This is a genomic window from Streptomyces sp. NPDC001732 (assembly GCF_053596315.1).
Window position 1 is genome coordinate 79450 of the sequence record NZ_JBSFFY010000027.1, and the last position, 25040, is coordinate 104489.

A 25040-nucleotide genomic window follows, 5' to 3' on the forward strand; every position below is an offset into this window, starting at 1 on the left:
ACGCTCCTCGGCGAGGGATCCGGATTCCGCCCCGGACCGGCGGGGGCCGGGTTCAGAGTCCGGTGACCTTGGCGCTCGCCGACAGTTCGTAGACCAGGGTGACCGTGCGGCGGCCGCCGGGCGGGAGGGGGACGTTCCAGTGGGCGATGCCCTCGGCGTCGACCGTGTCGGGGGCCGGGGAACAGGAATCCCCGCGCAGGCGTACCTCCACCGCCGAGACCTCGGAGACCGGGATCCGTTCCCGGAGGGCGACCACCTGCTCGCCGTGCTCCCCGGGGGCGGAGAACCGGGACAGATGCAGGCGGACCGTGCGGGTCACCACGGTCCGCTGGGTGATGCCGGTGGTGTCGCGGGACTCCTCGGCGTGCCGGACCACCCTGTAGTCGTCGCAGCTGCCGAAGGCCAGTTGGGCGGGGGCGCCGGGGGCGGTGAAGTCCAGTGTGCCGCGGCCGCCGAATCCGCTGTCGCGGACCAGGTCCACGGGCCCGGCGAGCAGCGCGTGGCCGGACAGGTTGTCGAACCGCACCACCCGGGTGACCAGGGGGGACAGCTCCGGTGAGCAGGCGTACTCACTGGGCGCGGCCGTGGTGAACGAGGAGAGCGGCACCCGGTGGGCGCGGCCGTCGCAGGGCACCGAGACCGGGGCGGGGGACCTCAGCACCCGCGCCTCGCCGCCGTCGTCCACCCCCGGCAGACCGAGCACCGGCGCCGGTCCGAGGACCCCGATCTCCTCCTCGCGCAGCTCGACGTCCACCGTGCGGCGCTCCGCCGCGGAGCGGTCCTCCAGGACCAGCCGGTCCTCGCCCAGCCGGGGCGGATCGGTGGCCAGCGCCGAGCGGGCCGTCGAGAGGGTCAGCCGCACGTCCGACCAGTCCTCCCCGGTGCGCTGCCAGACCGTCGCAGCGGTCTCCAACGTCAGGGAGTCCCCGTCGAGCACGGCCCGGTAGGCGGGCCGCCACAGCGCACACGGGGTGAGGTGGCTCAGGCGCAGCTCGACCGGCCCGGCGGCCCCGGCCTCCACGGTCAGCTCGATGTGGCCGACCAGCTCGGCGGGCTCCTCCTCGGAGAGACGCACGGCCTGCCGGGCCTCCCCGAGTTCGACGGCGAGGGCGGCCAGCCGGGCCTCCACGGTGCGGAGCCGTTCGCCGTGCGTGTCGCGCTCGCCGTCCACCCGGTCCAGTTCGAGGGTCCAGCGGGACCGTTCGGTCTCCCCGTGGCCGGTGCCCTCGCCGATCTCCCGCAGCAGGTCGGTGGCGAGGCGGCCGAGCAGGTCGAGGCGGGCCTGCAGCCGGTCGCGGTGCTGCTCCAGGGACAGCCGTTCCTCTTCGAGGGCGTGCACGCGGTGGCGCAGGGCGGAGTCGTCGGTGGACGGCAGTGGGCCGTGCGGCGTCCAGTCGCGGACGATCCGTACGTCGAGCACGGTCGCGGGGTGACCGGCGGTCAGTTCGGCGTGGAGGGTCCGGTCGACCACCAGCGCACTGACCGGCCCGAGACGCAGCCGCTGGACCCCGGCCTCCAGATCGAGCACGACGGCGCGCTCGACATGGGCGCGGTCCTCGAGACACGTGACGGCGGTGACGGGGAGGGCGATCGGCTTCGGGGCCGTGGACATGGCGTGTGTCAGCTCCTGCGGTTGCCGCCGGCCAGGGCCTTGCCGGCCGGGATGCGGATCTCGTAGCCGCCGTCGAGGGCGGCGGTGGCGCCTGCGGGCAGGTCCAGCCGCCAGACGCGGGTGCCCGGGGCGTGCCGATCGGGTCCCGAACCCTCCTCGGGCGCCGTCCAGTCGGCCCGTTCCTCGATCCGAACGTCCGGATCGGAGGCGACCGGTACCCGCTCGCGCACCTCCACGGTGACGGGCCTCGCGAGCCGGTTGGCCAGCTCCACGTGGACGCGGTGGTCGAGCACGGTGGTGTTGTTGCGCAGGCCCGCGGTCGACTCGTGCAGGTTCGTGCGCCGGACGACCCGGACGCCCTCGGCCGGCCCGAGCCCCACCCGGCGGACACCGCCGGGGGCCAGCGTGGGCAGCGCGGCGGTCAGCAGGAACTCGTCGTCGACGACGACCTCCACCGGGCCGGCCAGCAGCGCCTGGTCGGTGGCGTTGGAGAGCACCAGCGTCCCGTACACGGTCTGCTCCACGGACGGCACGCAGAGGTACTCGGTGCGCAGGCCGACCGGGATCTCGCCGACGGTGACGGTGTGCCAGATGCCGTCCGACGGGATGTCGGCGCGAGCGGCGGCATCGAAGCGGTGGTCGAAGGAGCCCGCCGACTCGCGGGGCCGCACGGCCTGTCCGGGCAGCGGCAGCGCGGCCACCGCTTCGGCGCGGCGACGGTACTCGACCGCCACCGGGTCGAAGGGAGAGCCGGGAAACAGCCGGCCCCTGCGACCGCTCTGCTCGTCGGGGCCGGACAGGACGAGGGCGGCGTAGTCGAGCTCGGCGCCGCTCGGCTGCGGCGGACCGGCCACCGGTGCCGGAGGGGGCGGCGGCGCGGCCCCGCCGGGAGCCGCGGGCGCCATGGCGGCGGCGGGGGCACCCGGGAAGGGAACACCGCCGGCCCGCGCCCTGGCGCCCCGTCGCGGACCGGCCTGCCGCGCGAAGTCGGGCACCCCGCCGCCGAAGGCCTCCGGGGGAGCGCCGTACCCGCCACCGGGAGCCGGGGGCGGCGGACCGCCATGGCCCTGCGGCGCCGGGGGAGGAGGCGGTGGCGGCGGAACGGGCCCGGCCGCAGAACCGGCTCCCACGGCCATGGGCACGGCGACCGGGGCCGGGGCGGGGCCTGCCGCGTCGTACCCGGAGAACAGGTCGGCGAGCCCGGCCGGGGGCTCGCGCCAGCCGGAAGGCGCGGGGGCGGGCTGACTGCGTCCGACCCGGATCGAGCGGAGCCTGGGCAGATCGGTGCGGCGCCGGAGATCGGCGGTGGCCAGGGCCACCCGCACGCCGGTCCAGTCCTCGCCGGTCCGCTGGGCGACCGAGGCGCGCAGCACCAGACGGCCGCTGCCGTCGCCCTGACGGTGGGTGAGCCGGTAGGCCGGCACCCAGACCGCGCCCGGCACCCCGTACTCCAGCTCCAGTTCCACCTCCGCGTCACCGGTGCCGGTGCCGGTGCCGTCGAGGGTCAGGACCGCGCAGACCGTGGTCCGCACATGTGCGGACGGCGCGTCGGTGGAGGCGCGGGCGAGCCTGTCGGTGGCGACGGCGAGTTCGTGCTCGACGTCGCGCAGCGCCTCCTCCAGCTCGACGAGGCGCCGGTGCAGTCCCGTCAGCCGCTCGTCGACGAAGTCGGCGAGCTCCAGCCACGCGTCGACCGGGGTGCGGCGGTGCGGGTCCTCGCGCTTGCGGGCGGGCGGGACCGGGCGGAGGGCGCCGACCTCCTCGATCAGGCCCAGCTGCCGGTCCCGGCGCCCCCGCGCCGCCGCGTACTCGTCGCTCAGCCGCTCGACCTCGCGCCGCAACCCGTCGGACGCCTGCGCACCGAGCGGCTCGGCCTCGACCTCCACCCGGGCCTCGGTGACGCGGACCCCGGGCGCGCCCAGGACCCGGGCCCGCAGCGAGCCCGGGTCCAGCGAGCGGGGCAGTCCCGTCACCCGCACCCGGCCGTCGGGCGACACACCACCCCGGGCCAGGCGTCGGCAGACCGCGCCCTGCGCGTACACCACGACCGAATCGAGGGTCGATCCCCACCTCTGTACCGGCTCAGCCGTCATGTGCCCAGTCCCCCCGCCGCGTCCGTGCTGAGCGCAGCTTACGCCCGGTCGGTCCGTGCGTCCGGGCCGAACCGGGGACGACGCCCGGGACCGCACGCCCTGGTGCGCGAACGAGGAAACCGGCACGGTGTTCTCCGCGCCGTTTCCGCCCTTGTGGCGCATTTCTGAGCGGCGGTCGCCTCCGTATCTCCTGGCCCCACTTGGTCCGCTTTCATCTGGTTCTTCCGGCGGTCGGTACTTTTTGAGCGGGCGTCATCGGGAGTTTTGAACTTTTTCCGATGGGCGGGTGTTCCGCCGCATTCATCAATGGTATTTCATTGGGGTCGGTAATTTCATCAACCGGAGAGGACTCCATGAGAGCCCTGAAGATCTTTCTCGGTATGGCTTCGGCCTTATTGCTCGGCGTGACATTAGCCACCCCGGCGCACGCCGCGGGTGGCAAGTACGTGGCGCTCGGCGACTCCTACACCGTCGGCGTCGGCACGCGGACGTACGACAACCCCGACGACGCGTGCCGCAGGGGGCCGTTGTCGTACACCCGGCTGTGGGCGGCCCAGCACCCGGACCACGCCTTCGTCGAGGCGGCCTGTTCCGGTGACACCACCACGGAGCTGCTGGCCAATCAGGTGCCCCGGGTGACGGCGGACACCACCCTGGTGACCGTCCAGGTCGGCGGCAACGACGTGGGCTTCGTCGAGGTGCTGAAGAACTGCATCCTCACCATCGACGACAAGGACTGCATCGCGGGCGTCGAGGCCGCCAAGGCCGCCGCGACCGGGTACCTTCCGGGCCGGCTCCAGCAGGTCTACTCCGCGATCCGGGCCCGCGCCCCCCAGGCCCGGGTCGTCGTCGTGGGCTACCCGCGCCTCTACACCATCGGCGGCAACTGCGGCATCTTCGGGCTGAGCGACAAGGAGCGCACGGCGCTCAATTCGGCGGCCGACACGCTGGCCGGTGTGGAGTCGGCGGCTGCCTCCGCCGCCGGATTCACCTACCTCGACCCGCGGTCCGCGTTCGACCCCCACAGCATCTGCTCGGGCGGCTCCGAATGGGTCACGAGCCTGGAGTGGAGCAAGCTCAACGAGTCCTACCACCCGAATACGGCCGGGCACCGCGACGGATATCTCGCCCTGCTCAACCGTATTACCGGCTGAACCGGTCGGGTGTAATTCTCCCGCTGTGAAACCCTGAAAAGGGCATGGGGAATTCTGTATCCGCGAAAACGGAAATGGAATTCCCGGTCCCTTTGTCGGGGAGCCGTGAGGACGAGGGCGTTCGGCCGGAAGGCCGGGCGCCCTCGTCCCGTTCCGGGGAAAGGTCCGAAGCGGCGCTTCGGGAGCGGTCGGTCAGTCGGTGGGGCAGCTCCGTTCCTCCCCCGCGGGCGAGTGTCCGTCGGGCCCCGCGGTGGTGGTGCCCGCGAGGGACGGCGGGTCCTCCACCTCCGGCACCAGCATCTGACTCGCAGCCAGCTCGCGGTACAGGCCGTCGGAGGCGACCAGTTCCGCATGACTGCCGCAGGCCCGCACCCGCCCGTGTTCGAGAACCACGATCTGGTCCGCCTCCGTGACCGTGGAGAGCCGGTGCGCGATCAGGATCACCGTGCAGCGCCGCGCGGCCTGGTCGACGGCGTCCCGCAGGGCGCGTTCGTTGTTCGCGTCGAGCTGTGCCGTGGCCTCGTCGAGCAGCAGCACCTCCGGGCGGCGCAGCAGGGCGCGCGCGATGGCCAGGCGCTGGCGCTCCCCGCCGGACAGCGTGACACCGCGGTTGCCGACCTCGGTGCGCAAACCCTCGGGCAGCCGGGCGATCAGCGAGTCGAGCCGGGTCAGCCGCAGCACCTCGGCGATGTCCTCGCCGGCCACGTCCCGCGCCGCGTACCGCAGGTTGTCCTCGATGGTGCCGGCCATCACGGGCGACTCCTGCTCCACGTACGCGATGCGGCGGCGCACCTCCGCGCGCGGCAGCGTCGCGATGTCCACGCCGTCGATCCGGATGGTGCCGGAATCGAGTTCGTGGAAGCGCTGGAGCAGCGAGAACAGAGTGGTCTTGCCCGCCCCCGACAGACCCACCAGCGCGGTCCGGGTGCCGCCGGGCACCGCGCAGGTGATGCCCCGCAGGGCGGGCCCGCGGCCCGGGTAGGAGAACCGGACGCCGTCGAACTCGACCGGCGGAGCACCGCCCTTCGTCGACGCACCGGCGGACGGCACGTCCACGTCGTCCTCGGCGGGCATGCTGCGCACCTGCTCGATGCGGCCGATCGCGCCCAGCCCCTGCTGGAGCGTGCTGAGCCCCGCGACCAGCGAACCGATCGGACTGGCCAGGTAGAACACGTACAGCAGAAAGGCGATCAGGGCGGAGACCGTGAGGCCTCCGGAGGCCACCAGGGCACCCCCGACACCGAGCACGGCGAGGAACGCCGCCTGGATGGACACCCCGGACAGCACCTTCACCCAGGCCACGTAGCGGGCCCCGGTCAGACCGGCGCGGTAGGCGTCCTCGACGGCGGCCTCGGCGCGCAGGGTCTCCCGGCCCTCGGCGCCGTTGGCCTTGACGGTGCGGTACGCGCCCAGCGTGCGGTCGAGGGTCGCTCCGATCGCCCCGACCGACTCCTGCGCCCGTGCCACCGCCTTCCGGATGTGCGGCAGGATCAGCCCCATCACCACGCCCACGGCGACCATGACGGCGGCGGTCACCCCGAGCAGACCCGGATGCACCACGCCCATCAGGACGACGGCGCCGAGAATGCTCAGGACGCCGTTGGCCACCATCACCATGCCCTCGGTGGCGGCGTTCTGCACCAGGACGCTGTCGGAGGTGACGCGCGCGATCAGGTCGCCCGGCGAGCGGTGTTCCAACTCGGGTACCCGCAACCGGATCAGACGGTGCACCAGTTCGGTGCGGATCTGCCGGACCACACGTTCGGAGGTGCGCTGCTGCCACCAGGACTGGAGCCCGGTGAGCGCGGCGCCGAGCACGACCAGCGCGGCGAGCAGCACCACCGGGCCCAGCACGCCGCGCCTCTCGCCCAGCCCGTCCAGTACGTGCTGGGCGACCAGGGGCTGGACGAGCCCCGAGGCGCTGGCGGCGAGCACCATCAGCAGGGTGGCGCCGAGCACCGCGCGATGCGGCCGGGCGTAGCGCAGCAGGATCCGCAGCGGCGTCGCGGGAGCCGTGCCGTCCGGTGCCGGGGCGGTGTCGGGAGCCTCGTCCCGTACGGGGTGTGTCATGGGAAACCCATCGAGGAAGGAGAGCGGGGGCGGGCCGTCGGCCCGGTGGTGCGCCGTGCGGTTCGTGCGTGCTCGGGGCGTGCGGGGGCGGGTCCGGTGCCGTTCCGCCGCGGCGGTCCTCCGCCCCGCGACCGCACGCACCGGACGAAGCCCCGGCCCGAAGGGAGGAACCCGGGGTCTTCCGTTCGGATCGGGCCGGATCAGCCCGGCACGATCCGAACGAAAGGCCCCGGGGAGTGTTTCGAAAGTCCCGCCCGGCCGGGAACGCCCGGCACGCACGCTGCTTTCGAAACATGACCTAGTGCTGTGGCCGGGAAGGTTCGCCGGCTCGCGACGCCCGGCACGGCACCTCGCCACGTTGTCGCATCACCCGAGTACATCCAGTACGCGGGCAATGCTCCGCCTTGCGATGCACCGCACCGGACGCCGCGGGCTTTCCGGCAAACCTTTCCGGCCACAGCACTAGCCGTGGACGGGTGTGCCGGCCGCGGCGCGTTCCACGAGGTCGGCCGCGGCCCGTCGGCCGCCGGCCGCCCGCAGGGAGCGGCCGATGGCACGGGCCGCGGTGCGGTGCCCGCCGGTGTCGTCCAGCACGGTCTCCAGAGCCGTCCGCAGCCGGGCCGCGTCGACCCGCCCGAAACGGACCCGGACGCCGGCGCCCGCCGTGACGACCTGCTCGGTGACGATCGGCTGATCGTCCCGGATCGGCGCCAGGACCAGCGGCAGCCCGTGCCACAGCGACTCGCAGACGGTGTTGTGCCCGCCGTGCGACACCACCGCTGACGCCCGTGCCAGCAGGTCGAGTTGCGGCACGTACTCCCGTACGAGGATGCCGTCCGGGACGTCCTCCAGCAGACCGCCGGGGTCGGCGACCACGCCCTGGACCCGGTCGCGGAGCGAGTCCAGGGCGGTGACCGCCTCCCGCAGGAAACGGCCCCCCGTGTCGGGGTTGGCGGTGCCCAGCGAGACCAGCACCAGCTCGCGGTCCCCGTCCAGCGCCTCCCAGGGGAAGTCGCCGCCGCCGGGGCGTGGCGCGATGACCGGGCCGACCAGCCGGACCCGGTCGTGCGGCAGCGGCGCGTCACCGATCAGCTCCCGCCCCGTGAAGGCCACCACCCCGTACGGGGAGAACCGCGGATCGCCCTCGGCGTCGGGATCCCCGATGCGGTGGCGCAGGCCGTCCAGCAAATTCCGCAGCCACGCGCCGATCTTCGGGAACGCGGCCAGTGGATCGACGAGTTCGGCCGAAGTGCTGGCCGAGGTGAGGTGAACGATGCCCCGCCGCTCCGCGGTGAGAGCACCGGCCAGCGTGTGCTGGTCGGTGAGGACGAGGTCGGGCCCGAAGTCGTCGACGGCGGCGTCGACACCGGGGGCCATGGCGTCGGCCAGGGGGACGAAGAAGTTCTCCCACAGGAACCGGAACGCGGCCGGGCCGGTCAGCCCCGGGGCCCGGACCATTCGCTCGTCGTGCGGCATCGGGCAGTCGTAGATCCGCGCGCCCTCGCCCACGAGCCGTCCGAGGTGCTCTGCGTTCCCGCACCAGGCGACGTCGTGCCCGCGCCCGGCCAACTCGTCGGCCACCCCGACCAGCGGGTTGGTGTGACCGACCAGAGGCGGTACGACCAGCAGGAAACGCGTCACCGCAACGCTCCCGCGGGGGTGTGCTCGGCGATCCACTCCAGGATGAGATCGCGGGTGACGGCGGGCTGTTCGACCAGGACCGAGTGGCCCTGCTCCGGCAGGACCACCGTGCGGCAGCCGGCCACCCGCTCCTCCAGGTCCGGTACCTGGGCACTGAGCCCCGACTCGTCGCCGAAGACGGCGAGCAGCGGACAGGTCAGCGCGGACAGGTCGTCGTCGATGGTCCGGCTCAGCGGCACGTCCTCGGCGAGCGTCGTCGTCCGCAGGATCCGGCCGGCGTTGCGCGACAGCCGGGCGGTGTGCGCGCCGTGATGGGCGGCGATCCAGCTGATGGACTCCTCCAGCACCAGGTGCGTCCTGGCGTCCGCGAGCCCCTCCCTCATGTGTTCGTTCCACAGGGCGACCGGCGGCTCGGACTCGATCATGGTGACCGTGGCCACCCGGTCCGGGTACCAGGCGGCGAAGCCCGCGGCGACCGTCCCGCCGAAGGAGTTGCCGACCAGATGCACCCGGCCGGTGATGTCCAGGCCGTCCAGCAGCTTCGCCAGGTCGTCGACGAACGCCTCCAGACGGTAGCCGGTGCGCGGCCGGTCGCTGCGCCCGTGGCCGCGCAGGTCGTACATGACGACGTCGTGCCCGGCGGCGGCGAAGGCGGGGCCGAGCGTGAAGTAGTAGCTGGCGAGGCTGTCGGTGAGCAGCCCGTGGACGAAGACGACGACCTGGGGCTCACCGCCGTGGGCGGGCGCGGTCGTGGCCGGCAACCGCTGCACATGGGTGATGATCTCACCGGTACGGATCTTGGGCATGGGGGGTCGGGCCCTTTCGTCGGTTGTGGCGGCACACGGGGTGCGCCTGCCGTGGGGGACTGCCGGACGAGCAAGCACTCGGCGGGCGATCACACGGAGGGGGAGGCGCCCCGGCTCATGGCGCGGCCCGCAGCGAGTCCGCCACGTAGTCGACGAGCTGTCCCACCGTCAGGGCGATGATCTCGTCGAGTTCCAGGTCGGCGACGAACAGGGCCACGTTGACCTTCTCGCCGTAGTGCTCGCGCAGCGAACCGGCGAGCGTGACCAGGTCGATGCTCTCCAGTTCGAGATCGTCGTGGAACGTGGTCTCCCGGCCGATCTCGACGTCGTCCAGCCCCTCCTCGGCCAGCAGGTCGCGGAGCATGCCCGCGATGTCGCGGAGGGCCTTCTCCCGCAGTTCGTCCCCCGGAACGGCGGCCGTCGCGGTGGGCCGCCCGATTGCTTCAGTGCTCATCCTGGACTCCTGTCGTCCTGTCGTCCGCCGTCCAGGCGACGACGAACCGCCGCCCGTCCGGCTCCCGTGCACCGCTGGTCATTTCGGTGCTGTTCACTTCGTAGGTCACGCCCTCGGCCACCACCCTCAGCCGTTCGGGGGTCGCGGCCACCACCCGGAAGTCGGCGGGGCGGCCCCGCAGCCCGGTCCCGAGCCGCTTGGAGACCGCCTCCTTGGCCGTCCAGAACCGGGTGAACCAGACCGCCGCGCCCTCCCCGCCCGCCGCCACCAGCCCGTCGAGAAGGGCCAGTTCCGCCGGGTCGCAGGAGGCCGTCACGGTGCCCCGCGGGCGGTCGGCGACCTCCTCGACGTCGATCCCGCAGGGACCCCGGCGGGCGATGGCCACCCCGGTCTCCCGGCAGTGCGCGAGCGACACGACCAGGCCCTCGCCCAGCTCGCACCCGTGCACCCCGCGGACCAGCGGCCGGCCGGACGCGGCGTTGTGCACGGCCACCTCCGCCGGATAGATGTCGCCGCGGCCCTCCTGCCACAGCAGGGTGCGCACCGCGTCCTTGGCGGCGATCCGGCCGAGCAGCCAGCGACGGCGGACCATGGGCTTCAGCCCGTCGTACACCTCGCGTTCCGCGCCGCCCAGCACGTTGCGCATCACCAGCTCGCGGGTGGCGAGGTCGGGCCAGCGCTCGTGGACCGCCAGCCAGCCGCCGGGGCGCTGCTCGGAGAGGGTGTTGCTGCCGGGGAAGCGGTCGACCGCGCGCATCGTCGCGTCGTTGTCGAAGCGCCGGTCCTGCCAGCCGGTGAACTCGGCCCACACCCGGCCCTCACGACTGAGCTGCATGTCGGCGGTCAGCGTCGATCCGGTCACCTCGGTGATGCGGATGGCGCAGGTCAGCCGGGTGCCGGGGGCGGGATGGGGACCGAAGAAGCGGATGCGGTCCATGGCCACGGGGAAGACCGTGGTGCGCTCGTCGAGCTTCGACATGATCCAGTAGCCGAGCAGCTGACCCACGTTGTCCAGCAGCGCGCCGGGCGCCGCCGGAGTGGTCAGCACCCCCCGTACGTAGTGGTCGGCCTCGGCCGTCAGTTCGCTCACGCCCTGGAAACGGGGGCCGTGGAACATCCAACGGTCCGTGTACAGCTGTTCCGCGCGCAGCTCGGGTTCCCGCTCCGCGGCCGGGTCGGTGGGCCACACCGCCGGGGCGGCGGTGTACCGGGGCGCCAGTTCGACGACCGCCCGGGAGTAGCCGGTCAGGGCGACCTCCACGCGGTCCGGGGCCACGTCCCGCACCTCCACCGGCACCCGCACCGAGGGGATCGCGGCGATCCACTTCAGCAGCCGCACGTCGTGGACGGCGATCGCACGCCTCCCGGGGCGGGCCCGCTCGGCGAACTCCATGAGGTGGGTGACGACCGTGGTGGCGGGCACCACGGGCCAGCGGTCCCCCTCGTCGGGCCAGCCGGGACGCTGCCGGAAGAAGCAGTGGTCCAGCAGATAGGGCATCTCGGCCACGTCCACCCGCAGCACCCGTTCCGTCTCCGCCGGGCGGCCCGGGGAGGCCGGACGCGGCGGGGGCGCCGGGACACCGGCGGACGGCGGGGGGCCCGCGGGGCGCCGGGCGGGCACCCCGTGCCCAGGCCGGGCCGCGGGGGCGCGACGGGCGAGACCGCGGGCACCGATGAGCTCCCTGGCCACCGACGCCGTGTCGTCGAGCAGCGCGGACAGTTCGGCGCTCAACGGGTCGCCCGCCGCACCGGGAACCGGCGCAGCCGCACCGGCACCGGGGACCCGGGCGAGCATGCCGCGCTCCCGGGCGGGCAGGGACACCAGCGCCCCGCCGAGGTCCAGCCGGACACCGGGGCGGCCGGTACGCGCGGTGCGCGCCGCCGCCGGGGCGCCGGGCTCGGCCGCGCCCGGGGTGAGCAACGGGGCGACGTCGGGGGCGGCGCCCTCCGTCCACAGCGCGGTCACCACCCGGCGCAGCTGCGCCAGGCTGTCGTGCGACGCGGAGTGCGCGGAGACGACCAGTCGGTCCTGCCCGGCGAGGGTGTCGTCGACGAGCGAGCCGAGCTGGCCCGCGCCGAGCTGTACGAAGGCCCGGAACCCGGCCTGGTGGAGCGCGAGGACCGTCTGCCGGAAGCGGACGGGCTCCAGCAGATGGCGCACGAACAGCTCGCGCACCGCGTCCGCCTCGGCCGGGAAGGGCGCCGCGGTCGTCGCGGACCAGACCGGGGTGGTCTGCGGATGCAGCGAGTAGCGCTCGGCAGCCGCGCGGATCGGCCCCAGGTACGGCGCGAGCAGCGGGGTGTGGAAACCGGAACGGAACGGCAGCACCTGGCAGATGACGCCCTGGGAGCGGAAGCGGTGCACGAGAGCGGCCACCGCTTCCTCGGGGCCGCAGATCATCGACTGCTGCGGAGCGTTGTCGTGCGAGAGGACCACGTCCTCGCGGTCCCCGAGCTCCTCCAGCACCCGCTGCGCGGGCATGCCCAGCACCCCGAAGGCGACGCCCGGCACGCGCAGCGCGTCCGGATCGAAGTCCGAGAGGAACGCGTCGACCTCGTCGGCCGCGTGGATGCCGCCGCAGGCCATCGCCGTCCACTCGCCCACGCTGTGCCCGGCGACGGCGTCCGGCACCACGCCCAGCCGGCGCAGCGCGGTGTCCAGCAGCCGGCCGAGCTGGAAGACGGCGGTGCCGTGCCGGCCCACGTCGCCGACGCGCGTGCCGGAGCCGGGGGCCCAGGGCAGCCCGAAGCGCGTGGCCAGCTCCTCGACGCGCGGGGTGAACTCGGCTTCCAGGCCGGGGAAGAGGAACGCGGTCCGGCCACCGCCCGCCCCCAGCACCGGACGAGGGGTGAACCACACATCGGTGCGCCCCCGCCAGGGCACGCCCTTGGTCACGGCCCTGCGGGCCAGTCTCAGCCTGCGTTCGGTCGGGTCGACGACGCCCAGCCGCACCGGACCGCCGCCCGGGGCCCGCTCGTCCCGGCCCGCGGCCAGGACCGAGGCGTCGTCGGCGGCCAGCAGCCCGGCCAGTTCGTCGACCGTGCCGGCGGCCAGCCGCAGCACCCGCTCCGGCTCGCTCACCGTCACCCGGGGCCCCGGCCGGGGGGCGGCCGGAGCCGGCTGCTCCAGCACCACGTGGGCGTTGATGCCGCCGAAGCCGAACGCGTTCACCCCCGCCCGGCGCGGCGCACCGTCCGCCGGATCCTGCCAGGGGCGCGCCTTCGCCAGCGGGGCGAACCGGGTCTCCGCGAGCGCCGGATGGGGGTCCTCGCAGTGCAGCGTCGGAGGGAGCACGCCGTGGTGCACCGCCAGCGCCGCCTTGATCAGACCGGCGATCCCGGCGGCGGGCATCGTGTGCCCGATCATCGACTTCACCGAGCCGATGACCGCCCGCTCGCCCTCCGCGGCGGGGCCGAACACCTCGGCGAGCGTGGCGAGTTCGGCCCGGTCCCCGGCCGGGGTCGCCGTGCCGTGCGCCTCCAGCAGACCGATCGACCCGGCGGCCCTGGGGTCGAGCCCGGCGGCCCGCCACGCCTGGCGCACCGCACGGACCTGACCGCCCGGGTCCGGGGCGAGCAGGCTGGCCGAGCGGCCGTCGCCGGCCACGCCGGTGCCGGTCACCACGGCGTAGATCCGGTCCCCGTCCCGTTCGGCGTCGGCGAGCCGCTTCAGGACGACCACCCCGGTGCCCTCACCGATCAGCACCCCGTCCGCGTCCTGATGGAAGGGGCGGATGCGCTCGGAGGGGGAGAGCGCCCCGAGCTGGTTGAAGACGCTCCACAGGGTGATGTCGTGGCAGTGGTGCACCCCGCCCGCCAGCATCAGGTCGCAGCGCCCGGAGGCCAGTTCGCGCACCGCGTGGTCGACCGCGATCAGCGAGGAGGCGCACGCCGCGTCGACCGTGTACGCGGGGCCGCGCAGATCGAGCCGGTTGGCGACCCGGGAGGCCACCAGGTTCGGCACGAGACCGATCGCGGACTCCGGCTGCTCGGGGCCGAGTTGCTCGGTGAACGCCGAACGCACCCGCTCCAACTGGTCGGCGCCGAGCTGCGGGGCGAGCTCGCTCAGCGTCCGGACCAACTGGTGTGCGGTGCGCACCCGCTGGTCCAGGCGGACCAGACCGGGCGTCAGATAGCCGCCGCGGCCCAGTACGATCCCGGCCCGCTCCCGAGCGGACGGAAGCACACCGGTGCCCCCCGCGTCCTGGAGCGAGCGGTGCGCCACCTCCAGCGCGATCAGCTGGTCCGGTTCGGTCCCCGCCACCGACGACGGCATGATCCCGAACCGGGCCACGTCGAACTCGGCCGTCCGGTCCACGAACCCGCCGCGCCGGCAGTAGATCCGGTCGCTGCGCCGGTCCCCGTCCGTGGCGCCCGGCGCGTAGAAACCGGCGTCCCAGCAGTCGTCCGGCACCTGGGTGATGGCGTCCACCCCGCCGACGATGTTGCGCCAGTACGTGTCCAGGTCGCCGGCGCCCGGGAAGAAGACGTCCATGCCGACGACGGCGACCGGTGTGCGCGCCTCCACGCCTGTCACCAGCCCGAGGCGGTGTAGACCGTGGCGTGTGTCTCCGGCAGCCCCCAGGCCAGCTCCCGCAGCAGGCTCAGCGGGCCCTCGTCCGGGTCGATCAGCTTGATCCCGCGGGCCGCGTACGAGCGCATCAGCTCGGGGGTCACCATGCCGCCGCCCGTCTCCGTCGCGGCCCAGGGCCCCCAGTGCACGGTGAACCCGCGCCGGCCGGGCCTGGTCCACCGGCGGCCCAGCTCCTCCAGGGCGTCGTTGGCCGCGGCGTAGTCGCACTGCCCGCGGTTGCCCAGGGCCGCCGCGATACTGCCGAAGAGCACCGCGAAACGGGGCCCGGAGGGCAGCGAGTCCACCGCGTCCAGCACGGCCCTGGCCCCCTGGACCTTGGTGGAGAAGACCCGGTCGAAGGAGGCGGTGGTCTTCTCCGCGATCAGCTTGTCCTCGATGACGCCGGCCGCGTGCACGACCCCGTCCAGGCGGCCGTACTCCCGGTGCACCTCCTTCACCGTGGTGCTGACGGCCTCGGTGTCCAGCACGTCCACGCAGTGGTAACGGGCCTCGCTGCCCAGCTCCCGCAATTCCCGCAGCGTGTCGCGCACCTCACGGGCCGACAGCAGGGAGTTCAGCCTGCGCTCGATCTCGGCGGGCTGCGTCAGCCCCGTCGCCAGCAGCGCGCGGCGCAACGCGTCGCGGCCCTCCGCGGACGCCGTCGCCGGGTCCTCGGCCTCCGGCGGCACCGGAGTACGGCCCATGAGGACCAGACGGCAGCGGCTGGTGGCGGCCAGCGTCCGGGCGAAGCGGGCGGTGATGCCGCGCGCGCCGCCGACCAGCAGCACCACGGCCTCCCGGTCGAGGCCGATGGCCTCCGCCTCCGACACGCCGTCCCCGGCGGGGCCCGCGCCGGTCTCGGCGAGCGCGCCCAGCCCGGTCGGGGTCAGCCGCAGCGCGCGCCGGACGGTTCCGTCGGTGAGCACGACCGGCTCCCGGTCCGTGGCAGCGGCCTCGGTGAGCAGGGCCTCGGCGACGGCCCCGGCGTCGGCACCCTCCGGCACCTCCAGCAGGGTCGCGGCGCATTCGGGGTACTCGCGGGAGACCGTGCGGAAGAAGCCGCGCAGACCGCTGACCACGCCCACGGTGCGCCGCTCCACCGCGACCAGCCGGGCGGGGGCCGCCGCGAGCACCTTCTGGAACAGCGGCAGGGCGTCGGGCAGCGGCGGGGCGTCGGCGTCCAGGGCGCCCAGGTAGAACACGGTGCCGGGGATCTCGTCGGGCACCTCGTCGGCGGCCACCGGCTCGGCGCCCGCGGCCCGCAGCCGGTCCGCCAGCGCCTCGGCCGACGCACCGCCGCCGAGCAGCAGTACCCGGGCCCCGGCCGGCACCGCGGCGGTCACCCCGGGCAGTGCCTCCTCGGTGAACTCCAGCCGCACGGGGGCGACGATCTCCGGCTCGACGGCCCCGGGCGCGGCCGGTGCGGGAGCAGCCGCGGGAGCCTCGGGTTCCGGTGCACCGGCGCCGAGCGCCTCGACGAGCAGAGCGGTGAGGGCGGCGGCGGTACGGGCGGAGCTGAGGCGGTCGAGCCCGTCGGGAGTGTCGGTGGGCAGACCGAGCCGGGTGGCGAGCTCGCCCGCTATCTCGGCGCGCTTGATGGAGTCGACGCTGAGATCGGCCTCCAGGTCGAGTTCGGGCTCGATCATGTCGACCGGGTAGCCGGTGCGGTCCGCGACGACCCCGAGGACGGTGCCGAGCACACTCTCCCGGTCCGTGGCGGGCGGGGACACCACGGCCTCCCGGCCGTCGCCCGCCGAAGGCGCCGGGGCGAGCTGCGCCGGCGGCTCGTGCGCCACGGTCTGCGCGTACACCGGGGCGCTCGGCACCGAAGGCGCCGTGTGGCCGGCGTCGGCCCCGCCCAGGTAGCGCAGCAGCACGTCGCGCTGGGCGGCGACCATGTCCCGGCTGCTGCGGAGGAACTCCGCGATCAGGGCGTCGGGGCCGGACAGGGAACCGTTGTTGTGGAGATGCTCCGACACGACCGACTCCGATATCTGGGTGGGGGGATGGAGGGCGCCCGACGGGATGGTGCCGTCGGCGCGGCGCAGCAGATGGCCGTCGACCGTCCAGCCCGCGGCGCGCGGCGCGGTGGCGGTCCCGGGATCGACGGTGTCACGGCCCCGGACGAGCCGGGCGAGGCGCACGTCGACGCCGAGGACCGCGAGCCGGGCCAGGGCGTCGAGCAGTCCGCGCAGACCGCCCCGGTGGTCGGCGGCCACCGGCACGGTGCGGTGCGGCCGGCCCTTGAGGATGGCGTCCACCAGCCGCGACATCATCCGGCCGGGGCCGACCTCGGCGAAGACCCTGGCCCCCGCCTCGTACATGGCCTCGATCTGTTCGGTGAACCGCACCGGCGCCTCGATCTGCGCCGCCAGTGACGCGCGGATGTCCTCGGGCGCGGCCGGATAGCGCGCGGCGGTCCGGTTCGCCCACACGTCGAAGGCGGGCGGATGCAGCGCGACCCGCGCCAGGTGCCCGGCGAAGGCGTCGCCCGCACCCGACAGCACCGGACTGTGGAAGGCGCAGGCCACCTGGAGCTTCTTGGCCGAGCGGCCGGCGTCCCGCAACGCGGCACAGGCCGCCTCCACCGACTCGGTCGGGCCCGAGATGACGGTCTGCCGCGGCGAGTTGTGGTTGGCCGTGACGACGTCGCCGTGCAGGCCGGCCAGCCGCAGCACCTCCTCGATCTGCTCCGCGGAGGCGTTCACGGCCGCCATCGCCCCCGGGTCGCCGCCGTCGACCGCGCCGAGGATCGCCGTGGCGCGGGCGGCGCTCGCCGTCAGCAGGTCCTCCGGGGCGAACACCCCGGCGGCGCCCAGCGCCGCCAGTTCGCCGTAGCTGTGCCCCGCCGCCATCGCGGGCCGCACCCCCAGGCTGCCGAGCAGATCGGCCGCGGCCAGCTCCACGATGCCGAGCGCGGGCTGTGCCACGGCCGTGTCGGTGATCCTGGCCAGCTGCCCGGCCCTCGTGTCCGCGTCGAAGGCGGTGGGCGGGTGGAGCGCCTCGGCCCACTCGGCACCGAGGTGGAGGTAGCGGTGCAGTTCGGGGAAGGCGACGAAGAGGTCCGCCAGCATGCCCGGCCGCTGGCTGCCCTGGCCCGGGAAGAGGAACGCCAGCGCCTCGGCGGGGGCCGCCCCCGCGTCCCCGTACAGGCCCTCCTGCTCCCGCGCCGCGACGAACACGCCGTCGTCGGGGGCGTGTTCACCGGAGACGGCCCGCTCCAGCAGGCCGGGCAGCGCTTCGAGCGAGTCGGCCACCACCGCGTACCGGACGGGTTCCTCGTTCAGCGCGGCCCGGTCGGCGCGGAGCGCGGCGTGCCGGGCGTAGTCCCGCAGCCGCCAGGGCCCGCCCCGCTCCAGCAGGTCGAGCAGGCGTCGTACGGAACGGGCGGCGGCCTCCTCGTCCCTGCCGCGGAACACGAACAGCTCGGCGGGCCAGCCGTCCAGTGTGTGGGGCGCCGGAGCCTGCTCGTGGGCGCGCAGCACCACGTGGAAGTTGGTGCCGCCGAAACCGAAGGCACTGACCCCGGCGATCCGTCCCGACGGCTCCACCGGCCACGGTCGGGCCTCGGCGTGGAAGACGAACGGGCTCGACCCCTTGTCCCAGGCCGAGTTGGGCTCGCGGACGTGCAGGGTCGGCGGCTTGATCCCGTGATGGAGGGCGAGCGCTGTCTTGATCAGACCGGCCATGCCGGCCGCGCACTTGGTGTGCCCGATCTGCGACTTGACCGAACCGATCGCGCAACTGCCGGGCAGTGCCCCGGATTCGGTGAACACCTCGGTGAGCGTGGAGAGTTCGGTACGGTCGCCGACGACGGTGCCGGTGCCGTGCGCCTCGATGAGGCCGACCTCGGCGGGGGAGACGCCCGCACCCGTGTACGCCCGCTCCAGCGCCGCGCGCTGGCCCTCGGGGCGGGGCGCGGTCAGCCCCAGCGCCCGGCCGTCGCTCGCGCTGCCCACCCCGTCGATGACGGCGTAGATCCGGTCGCCGTCGCGCTCCGCGTCGGCGAGCCGCTTCAGCGCCACGCAGCCCACGCCCTCGCCGAGCGCGATGCCGTCGGCGGAGCTGTCGAAGGTGGCCGAGCGGCCCGAGGGGGAGAGCGCGTGCACCGAGGAGAACAGCAGGAAGTCGTTGATGCCGTTGTGCAGGTCGGCGCCGCCGCACAGCACCAGGTCGCTGGTGCCGGTGACCAGTTCCTTGCAGGCCGCGTCCACCGCGGTCAGCGAGGAGGCGCAGGCGGCGTCCACCGTGTAGTTGGCGCCGCCCAGGTCGAGCCGGTTGGCGATGCGGCCCGCGATGACATTGGCCAGCATGCCCGGGAAGGAGTCCTCGGTCAGCTTCGGCAACTGTTCGTCGAGACCCGCCGGGATGCTCCCGGTGTACGAGGGGAGCACCGTGCGCAGCGTCGTCGCGTTGGACAGGTCGCTGCCCGCCTCCGCCCCGAAGATCACCGAGGTGCGCCGGTGGTCGGTGCCCGGCGCGTCGTACCCGGCGTCCACCAGTGTCCGGCGGGCCGCTTCGAGCGCCAGCAGCTGCACGGGTTCGATGCTCGCGAGCGAGGCCGGCGGAATGCCGTACACCAGCGGGTCGAAGGGGATCTCGGGCAGGAAGCCGCCCCAGCGGGACGGGGTGCGTTCGCCGTCGCCGTCCGGTGCGTAGTACAGCTCCGGGTCCCAGCGGTCCGCCGGGACCTCCGAGACGCAGTCCTCGCCGGACAGGACGTTGGCCCAGAACTCGGTCAGGTCGGCCGCGCCCGGGAACATGCCGGCCATGCCGATCACCGCGATCCGCAGCGGCGCGGGCTCCTCGGCGGGCGTGCCGGGGCCGAAACCGGTGGAGCGTTCCCGCAGCAGGCGAACCGCGCCCTCGGTCACCGAGGTGTGCAGGGCCGCGACATCGGTCGGGTCGTGCCGCAGCACCACCACCTCGCCGGCCATGAACATGCCCTCGTCCGCCTGGCGGTCCTCGTCCACCGCCAGCAGTTCGTCACCGACCCGCTCGATGCCCTTGGACGCCAGCCGCAGCCGGCCCACGTTGAACCGCTCCAGCTGCTCCCACGCCTCCCGGTCGGGCACCCCGCGCTCGCGCAGCCCCTCCTTGAGGGCCGCGAAGTCGCGGGTGATCGCGGAGTGCGCGCAGCGGGTGGCGTGCCCGGGAGCCGTCTCCAGCAGGTCGGTGCGCTCCGCGGCGATCACCTGACGCTGGTACAGCGGCTGGATCGCCCCGGCGGCCACGGCCTCCTCGGTGAACAGGTACGCCGTGCCCATCAGCACGCCGAAGCCCACCCCGGTCCGGGTCAGCGGGGTGGCCAGGGCCGCCGCCATCGCCGCCGACCGTTCGTCGTGGATGCCGCCCGCGAAGAGCACGGTCAGCTCGTCCGCGCCCCGGCCGCCGGACTCGGCCAGGAAGTCGAGCAGCACCTCGGTCTGCGCCTGCCACAACGGGAAGCTGCCGCGCGGGCCCACGTGGCCGCCGCACTCCGAGCCCTCGAAGACGAACCGGCGAGCCCCGGCCGCCAGGAACTGCCGCAGCAGCCCCGGCGACGGCACGTGCAGGAAGGTGGTGATGCCCTCGGCCTCCAGGGCGGCGGCCTGCGCGGGCCTGCCGCCCGCGATGATCGCGTGCGAGGGCCGCAGCTCACGGACCACTTCCAGTTGGGCGTCCTTCACGGCGTCGTCCGCGAAGCCCAGGATGCCGACGCCCCAGGAGGTGTCTCCGAGCAGGGCCCTGGTCTCCTCCAGCATGGCGCGGGTGCGCTCGGGTCCCGCCAACGCCAGTGCCAGGAAGGGCAGTCCGCCCTGTGCCGCCACGGCCGCGGCGAACGCGGGCCGGTCGCTGACCCGGGTCATCGGGCCCTGGGCGACGGGCAGGGCCGTGCCGAGCGTCCGGGCCCCGGGCGATCCCGCGGCCAGCGCGGAGCCGGGGGCGCCGTCGGCCAGTGCCCCGGCCACGGCGTCGCGGACCGCCCGCAGCGCCCGGGACACCCGGGTGTACCGGGCGGCGAACGATCCGGCCAGGTAGACGTCCTGCCCGACCGGCAGGAACTGGGTGCGCAGATCGTCCGAGCCGATACGGGCGGCGAACTCCTCGGGATCATCGGGGAGTCGGGGCGCTCCGGGCCCCCGGCGGCGCAGCACGCGCCGGCCGTGGTGCACCACGGTCTCGGAGCCGTCGAGCCCGCGCAGGGCGTCCGCGATCCCGGCGGGCAGCTCGGCCTCGTCGAACAGCGCCAGCTGCGTGTCGAGCACCACCCCGGCGGCGCCTCCCGCGACGGCCGCCGCCGCGCTGTGGGGTCCGATGCCCCCGCAGGCCCACACGGGGAGCCCCAGCGTCTCGTCGGCCAGGACCTGTTGCAGGAGGATGAAGGTGCTCAGCCCGCCGACACGGCCGCCGCTCTCGTGACCGCGCACCACCAGACCGTGTGCGCCGGAGCGGGCCGCCGCGCGGGCTCCGGCCAGATCGGTGACCTCCACCAGGACCCGGCGGCCGGGGAAGTCGGCGGGGCGGCGGGCGGTATCGGCCAGCAGGACGGTGCCCGCACCGGCGGGGAGCGAGTCGGGGCTGTCGCCGTCCGGCAGTACGCAGCCGGGGCGGAGCCGTACGCCGAACGGTGCCCGGGTCCACCGGTCGGTACGGGCCAGTAACTCTCCGGCCCCGCGCGCGTCCCCCGTGGGCAGCTCCAGCACACCGAGTGCGCCCGCCCGGACCGCGGCGGCAGTCAGCCGAGGGGAGGGACGGTGGAGCGGATTGACCGCGATGACCAGGTCCGGCGCCGACGGCAGAGCGGGCGCGCCGGGTAACGGCATCGACATGAAGTCTCCCGATTCGAGGGTCCGTTGGGCGTGATCGGCGGTAGTTAACTGGTGTGGACTCTGCGGGGTCAACAGGTGAAGATGTTTCATCGGCCCCTCGGTGTCTACGCGCGTTAAGCGGGTGTGAACTCCAAAAGACCCCGCGATGCGGCAATACGGACTTCCTCGCGCGGGTGTGCACCGGCCGTCACCTGCGAGTCATGGACATGACACGTGTATGACGCCTGCCCGTACGGCGCGAAACGGTTGATGTGTCGAAGATCACAGCAACCATGGCGGGTTCGGTGCCGCACGGAGCGCGGTTGCGCGATGCCGATGTCGACGCAGGACCCGGGCGACGCCTGCCGCGGGGCCGCCCGCCGGCGGGCGGCGCGAGGCCCGGTCGCGCCGCCCGGTCCCGGTGCTGCCGGGCCCTCGCCCCCGCCCGACCCGGCAAGTGGGGCCGGGAGAGGGGTTTCAGACCGGCTTGCGCCACACGGAGATGTGCTTCGCGGAGTCCTGGGTGAACGGCGCCCCGTCCCAGTCCGCGACGCGCCGCTCCGGTTCGAGCCCCGCGATCCGGGCCATCAGGTCGAGCTCCGCCGGCCATGCGTACCGGTGCCGGGAATCGTCGCGGCGGTAGCGGCCGTCGTCGCCGTCGCGGGTGAGGTGGTGCGAGACGAGGATCTGCTCGACCAGGTCGAAGGTGTCGAAGCCGAGATGCCGCTCGGAGACGTCGAACGGCACCGCGACCTGTCCCGGCGGCAGGAAACGCAACGGCGGCACACCCAGCTCGATGACGAAACGGCCGCCGGGCGCCAGATGGCGTGCGGCGTTGCGGAAGCACTCGACCTGTTCGTCCTGCGTGAGCAGGTTCGTGAGGGTGTTGTAGACGAGGTAGACCAGGGAGAACTCGCCGGGGACGACGGTGGTGGCCATGTCCCCGACAGTGACCGGCAGGGTCTCCTCGTCGGCCTTGCGCCGCAGGACCGCGGCCATGTGCTCGGACAGTTCGATCCCCACCACGGGCACACCGCGCTCCCGGAGCGGGACGCCCACCCGGCCGGTCCCGACGGCGAACTCCAGCGCCCGGCCGTCTCCGGCGAGTCCGGCGAGGAAGTCGAGGGTCGGCCCGAGCACGGCGGCCGAGGACATCTCGCGCTCCTCGGCGTCGTAACGGTCGGCGGTCGCACGGGTCCACAGCTCACTGCTCGTCACGGGCAGCCACTCTGCCGGGCGCGGCGGGCGGTGTCGACGCAATTACCTCCGTCGCCCTCGCGCCTCCCCGGCCCCGGCCCTCACGGGCGGAGCCGCGCGCCGCGCACCGGCTCTTCGCCCGCGCCTCCCGCTCACGGCAGCCGCGGCAGGCCCCCTCGGCGCAGCGCCTCGGGCAGCTCCTCCCGGTGGACGATGCCCAGCCGCTGCGTGGCACGGGTCAGGGCCACGTACAGGTCGCTGGTCCCGAACCCGGCGGGCTCCACGACCAGCACATGGTCGAATTCGAGCCCCTTGGCCTGGCGCGGGCCGAGCAGTACCACCGACCGGGTCAGATCCGGTTCGGCACCGGCCGTGATCCCGTCCAGCGGGGCCGCGATCTCCTCGTGGAGCTCCTGCGGAGCGATCACCGCGAGGCGCCCCTGTGCGGGCGTCAGCTCCGCGACCGCCCGCGCCACGGCACCCGCCAGGTCCTCCCCGGCGTCCCGCGTCCACGGCGTCTCGCCGGTGGACCGCACCGAGCCGGGCGGTTCGAAGGAAGGATCCCCGGCCCGCACGACCCCGGCGGCCAGCTCCATGATCTCGGCGGGCGTGCGGTAGTTGACCCCGAGCCGGACATGCTCGAAGCGGTCACCGACGTACGGCTCCAGGATCTTCTCCCACGAGCCGACACCGGCCTCCTCGGAGGTCTGCGCCGGGTCGCCGACCAGGGTCATCGAACGGGTCGGCGCACGGCGCATCAGCAGCCGCCACGCCATCGGCGACAGCTCCTGCGCCTCGTCGACGATGATGTGCCCGAACGCCCAGGACCGGTCCGCGGCGGCGCGCTCGGCCGCACTGCGGTGATCGGCCTCCTCGTGCCGCTCCGCCATCCGTTCGGCGTCGACGATGTCGTGGGCGGCGAGGACCTCGGACTCCTCGTCCTCGAACTCGTACGTCTCCGAGCCCCTCGACAGTTCCAGCACGCCCTGTGCGTACGCGATCCGCTCCTGCCGCTCGGCCTCGGCCGCCGCGCGTTCGGCGCTGTCGTCGACCCCGAGGAGCTCCGCCGCCTCGTCGAGCAGCGGAACGTCGGCGGGGGTCCACGCTCCGTCGCCGGGGGCCCGCCGGACGGCTTCGGCGTCCTCGTCCGGTACGTGCACGGGGTCGGCCAGATAGTCGGTGAGGAACCCCTCGGGGGTGAGGGTCGGCCACAGCTCCTCGATGGCGGAGTGCACCGCCTGGCTGGCCGCGACACCCTTGCCGAGCTGGGCGATGTCGTCGGGGCCGAGGAAGTTGGGGCCGCCGTACGGGTCGGCGCCGATCCGCTCGGCGAGCTGCGCGGTGAGGGCGTCGACGACCCGGAAGGCGAAGTACGGACGGGCGAGATTGTGCGGCAGACGGGTGTCGCGGGCCCCCTGCCGGGCCGCGCGGGCGATCTCCCGGTCGAGCACGAGGTCCCCGTCGTCGTGCGGGACGACCAGCGGTGCGCCGGGCTCGGGCAGCCGCTGTCGGTCGCGGACGGCGAGGGCGAGCGCCTGCGCCATCCGCGCCCCGCCCTTGACCGCGGCGGCACGGGGCGTGTCGGTGCCCTCGGCGCGTACCCCGGGGAAGAGTTCGGCCTGCGTGGCGAGCAGGACGCCGGTCTCGCCGAGCGCGGGCAGCACCTCGCCGATGTAGTGCAGGAAGGCGGGGTTGGGGCCCACGATCAGGACGGCGCGCCTGGCGAGCAGCTCGCGGTGCTCGTACAGCAGGAAGGCCGCCCGGTGCAGCGCCACCGCCGTCTTGCCGGTACCGGGGCCGCCCTCGACGACGAGGACCCCGCGGTGCGGGGCGCGGATGATGCGGTCCTGCTCCGCCTGGATGGTCCGCACGATGTCGCCCATGCGGCCGGTGCGGGCGGAGTTCACGGCGGCGAGCAGCACGGCGTCGCCGCTCGGGTCCTCGAAGCCGGTGCGCTTCCGGTCCCGGAGGTCGAGGATCTCGTCGTGCAGTTCGGTGACGGTGCGGCCCTCGGAAGTGATGTGTCTGCGCCGACGCAGACCCATGGGCGTATGACCGGTGGCGAGATAGAAGGGCCGGGCGACCGGCGCGCGCCAGTCGATCAGCAGTGGAGTGCGTTCGGTGTCGTCCTCGCGGATTCCGACCCGGCCGATATGGCGCGCGGTGCCGTCGCGGAAATCGATGCGGCCGAAACACAGTGAGCCGTCCACCGCGTTCAGGGCGGCCAGCAGACCCGAGCGTTCGGCGACGAGCACGTCGCGTTCGAGGCGGGCCTGCAGGCCGTTCCCGACCGGTGTCAGCGCGTCCTCGACGCCCTGCGCGGCGACACCGCGCAGAACATCGACACGGTCGTGGAGCCGGTCGACGAATTCCTGCTCCTTCTGCAATTCGACACTTTCCCGATTTGACAAAATGGCTCCCTGCCGGATACGGTGCTTCTTAAGCGGCCCCTATTGGTGGGGCTTTTTCTGTGAGCACACAGAAACGCTCAATATACCCGGGAAAATCCCCGGACCGCCATGGCGGTCCGGGGATTTTCTGTGTTGTCGGTGCCGTCGGGCCGGGTGGTGTGGGCTCGTGTGCGGGGTGGTGTCTCAGTCCCATTCGTCCTGGTTGATGAAGCGGCTGAAGCCCCGCCAGGAGTTGGGG

The 25040-nt window shown here is 74.1% G+C and carries 11 protein-coding genes; 1 reads left to right on the forward strand and 10 read right to left on the reverse strand.

Going from position 1 to position 25040, the window contains the following annotated elements:
• Positions 1–52 precede the first annotated feature (52 nt).
• Both ACWCXX_RS24145 and ACWCXX_RS24150 read right to left on the reverse strand, forming a co-directional pair.
• A complete protein-coding gene (locus ACWCXX_RS24145; protein ID WP_451130484.1) occupies positions 53–1612 on the reverse strand; it encodes a mucoidy inhibitor MuiA family protein in 1560 nt (519 codons plus the stop codon).
• Between the two features lie 8 nt (positions 1613–1620).
• A complete protein-coding gene (locus tag ACWCXX_RS24150) occupies positions 1621–3705 on the reverse strand; it encodes a DUF4139 domain-containing protein (RefSeq protein ID WP_451130486.1) in 2085 nt (694 codons plus the stop codon).
• Between the two features lie 380 nt (positions 3706–4085).
• Between ACWCXX_RS24150 and ACWCXX_RS24155 the strand changes: the two genes are divergently transcribed.
• A complete protein-coding gene (locus ACWCXX_RS24155; protein ID WP_451130488.1) occupies positions 4086–4859 on the forward strand; it encodes an SGNH/GDSL hydrolase family protein in 774 nt (257 codons plus the stop codon).
• A gap of 192 nt (positions 4860–5051) precedes the next feature.
• Here the strand turns inward: ACWCXX_RS24155 and ACWCXX_RS24160 are convergent, their stop codons facing one another.
• The 8 genes from ACWCXX_RS24160 to ACWCXX_RS24195 form a co-directional block, all read right to left on the reverse strand.
• Positions 5052–6929: an ABC transporter ATP-binding protein gene (locus ACWCXX_RS24160; protein WP_451130490.1), complete on the reverse strand. Its 1878-nt coding sequence runs from the start codon at positions 6927–6929 to the stop codon at positions 5052–5054.
• Between the two features lie 462 nt (positions 6930–7391).
• A complete protein-coding gene (locus ACWCXX_RS24165) occupies positions 7392–8570 on the reverse strand; it encodes a glycosyltransferase (protein WP_451130492.1) in 1179 nt (392 codons plus the stop codon).
• Positions 8567–9376: an alpha/beta fold hydrolase gene (locus ACWCXX_RS24170; RefSeq protein WP_451130494.1), complete on the reverse strand. Its 810-nt coding sequence runs from the start codon at positions 9374–9376 to the stop codon at positions 8567–8569. Before ACWCXX_RS24170 ends, ACWCXX_RS24165 begins: the two co-directional genes overlap by 4 nt.
• 115 nt (positions 9377–9491) lie before the next feature.
• On the reverse strand, positions 9492–9830 hold the full coding sequence (locus tag ACWCXX_RS24175) for an acyl carrier protein (protein WP_451130496.1): 339 nt from the start codon (positions 9828–9830) through the stop codon (positions 9492–9494).
• On the reverse strand, positions 9820–14367 hold the full coding sequence (locus tag ACWCXX_RS24180; protein WP_451130498.1) for a beta-ketoacyl synthase N-terminal-like domain-containing protein: 4548 nt from the start codon (positions 14365–14367) through the stop codon (positions 9820–9822). The genes ACWCXX_RS24175 and ACWCXX_RS24180 overlap by 11 nt, the downstream gene beginning before the upstream one ends.
• The gene (locus tag ACWCXX_RS24185) at positions 14364–21215 is read right to left on the reverse strand and encodes an SDR family NAD(P)-dependent oxidoreductase (RefSeq protein WP_451130500.1); all 6852 of its coding nucleotides are present in this window, start codon (positions 21213–21215) and stop codon (positions 14364–14366) included. Before ACWCXX_RS24185 ends, ACWCXX_RS24180 begins: the two co-directional genes overlap by 4 nt.
• A gap of 456 nt (positions 21216–21671) precedes the next feature.
• Positions 21672–22412 carry a class I SAM-dependent DNA methyltransferase gene (locus tag ACWCXX_RS24190; RefSeq protein WP_451130502.1) on the reverse strand — a complete coding sequence of 247 codons (741 nt, stop codon included), beginning with the start codon at positions 22410–22412 and terminating at the stop codon, positions 21672–21674.
• Between the two features lie 131 nt (positions 22413–22543).
• A complete protein-coding gene (locus tag ACWCXX_RS24195; RefSeq protein WP_451130504.1) occupies positions 22544–24778 on the reverse strand; it encodes a HelD family protein in 2235 nt (744 codons plus the stop codon).
• Between the last annotated feature and the right edge of the window lie 262 nt (positions 24779–25040).

What these genes read in the sequence shown, in the direction of transcription:
- ACWCXX_RS24145 (WP_451130484.1), bottom strand. Translation starts at nt 1,612, where the DNA reads ATGTCCACGGCCCCGAAGCCGATCGCCCTCCCCGTCACCGCCGTCACG.
- ACWCXX_RS24150 (WP_451130486.1), bottom strand. Translation starts at nt 3,705, where the DNA reads ATGACGGCTGAGCCGGTACAGAGGTGGGGATCGACCCTCGATTCGGTC.
- ACWCXX_RS24155 (WP_451130488.1), top strand. Translation starts at nt 4,086, where the DNA reads ATGGCTTCGGCCTTATTGCTCGGCGTGACATTAGCCACCCCGGCGCAC.
- ACWCXX_RS24160 (WP_451130490.1), bottom strand. Translation starts at nt 6,929, where the DNA reads ATGACACACCCCGTACGGGACGAGGCTCCCGACACCGCCCCGGCACCG.
- ACWCXX_RS24170 (WP_451130494.1), bottom strand. Translation starts at nt 9,376, where the DNA reads ATGCCCAAGATCCGTACCGGTGAGATCATCACCCATGTGCAGCGGTTG.
- ACWCXX_RS24175 (WP_451130496.1), bottom strand. Translation starts at nt 9,830, where the DNA reads ATGAGCACTGAAGCAATCGGGCGGCCCACCGCGACGGCCGCCGTTCCG.
- ACWCXX_RS24185 (WP_451130500.1), bottom strand. Translation starts at nt 21,215, where the DNA reads ATGTCGATGCCGTTACCCGGCGCGCCCGCTCTGCCGTCGGCGCCGGAC.